The sequence below is a fragment of the Flavobacterium limnosediminis JC2902 genome, from assembly GCF_000498535.1.
GTDB classification, from domain to species: Bacteria; Bacteroidota; Bacteroidia; order Flavobacteriales; family Flavobacteriaceae; genus Flavobacterium; species Flavobacterium limnosediminis.
On the sequence record NZ_AVGG01000025.1, the window covers coordinates 1 to 1,604 of the forward strand.

The window sequence follows — 1,604 nt, forward strand, 5'->3', positions numbered from 1 at the left end:
ATTTGTGGCTTAAATTTTTTAGAAACTGTAATTGCCATAGCGGTTCACGAAAACCTAAATGCAAAATATTATCATGGGTAAAGCGAAATGCACAAAAGGGCACAGTTTTAACTATTTCTGAGACCAATAAAAGAAAAACAATAAATTTTATCTTTTTTGCTAAAAATCAATACAATAACAAAAACCATTTTTTTACAGAAAATAAACGAATTTTCACACAAAGTTTTTTTATTTTTGTGAAAAGTGCTTTTTCTGTTATTCAAAAAAAAAGCATTACCTGCAATTTTGAATAACAGCCTATTCCTTTTTATTTAATCAATGATATTGAAAGAAAACGACATTTTACATTTAAAACTTCTGGAAGAATATAAGATTTTAGACACTTTACCGGAACAGATGTATGACGATATAACGGCGTTGGCAGCATCCATTTGTAATGCTCCGATGGCATTGATATCAATGATAGACGAACACCGTCAGTTTTTTAAATCCCATTTCGGAACCGACATCAGTCAGACCCCGATCAAACACTCAATATGCAGACACGCCATCAGTTCGGGGCAGGAGTATTTTGAAATAACCGATCTGCGTACAGACAATCGTTTCAAAGAAAACCCTCTGGTTACAGAAGATCCGAAAATAGTATCCTATTTTGGCGTTCCGTTGGTATCCGAAGAAGGAATCGCTTTCGGTACCTTGTGCATTTTCAATACCGTAAGTCAGCAGTTAAATGATAGGCAACGAAAAGCCGTTGTGGTATTAGCCAGTCAGGTGGTGCATTTGCTGGAATTAAGAAAAAAGAACTTCTTACTGGAAGCTTACCGGAAAAAACTGGACAGTTATTCCAGTGACATGGAGGAGTTTGCTTTCATAGCCGCTCACGATTTGCGGTCTCCTCTCAGAGGCATCAATTCATTTCTGAAAATGCTTGAAAGCAAGAACATTACAGTATGGGATGAAAAAGACAGGGTCTATCTCAATTTCATCTACGAAAACGTGCAAAGAATGGACAAACTCGTTCTTGACTTACTGGACTATGCCAAAACCCACATGAACCATTCCGACGAAGAGACCATCAACGTAAAAAAACTGGCCACAGATCTTTTTGAAGGATTAACCAAAGGAACCGAAACCCCGCGTCCGGAATTGTCCGTTTCGGAAATACCCGAAATTACAACCTCAAGAATCGCACTGACCATCGTTTTCCAAAACCTGATAGCCAATGCTTTAAAGTATCAGCTAAAAGAAAACACCCCTAAAATAGAAATCAGCCATTCGGAAACTAAAACGGAATGGATTTTTGAAGTCAGAGACAACGGTATTGGCATCGAGCAGGAATACCTCCCTGTTATTTTCCAACCGTTTAAACGCCTTCATAACCAGTCAGAATACAACGGAAGCGGACTGGGACTGGCAGCATGTAAAACAATAATTAAAAACCTTAACGGCAGCATATCGGTAAAGTCAGAAAAAAACAAAGGCAGCATCTTCACATTCACACTTCCTAAGTAAACACCTTGTTTTTCACCACAGGTTTGTGCATTTGCAAAAATAAATCCGTGTAAATTTGTGTAATCATTGCCAAAATTTCAAACCGAATACCC

Annotated in this window: 2 protein-coding genes; both read left to right on the forward strand. The window is 37.8% G+C overall.

Features of this window, described 5'->3' with window-relative positions:
* On the forward strand, window positions 1–293 hold a 293-nt coding region (locus FLJC2902T_RS16450; RefSeq protein WP_035679104.1), incomplete at its 5' end, for a hypothetical protein.
* Between the two features lie 25 nt (window positions 294–318).
* Window positions 319–1,512 (forward strand): GAF domain-containing sensor histidine kinase, encoded by a 1,194-nt coding sequence (locus tag FLJC2902T_RS14735; RefSeq protein WP_023580598.1) that lies wholly within the window; start codon window positions 319–321, stop codon window positions 1,510–1,512.
* The last annotated feature ends 92 nt before the right edge of the window (window positions 1,513–1,604 follow it).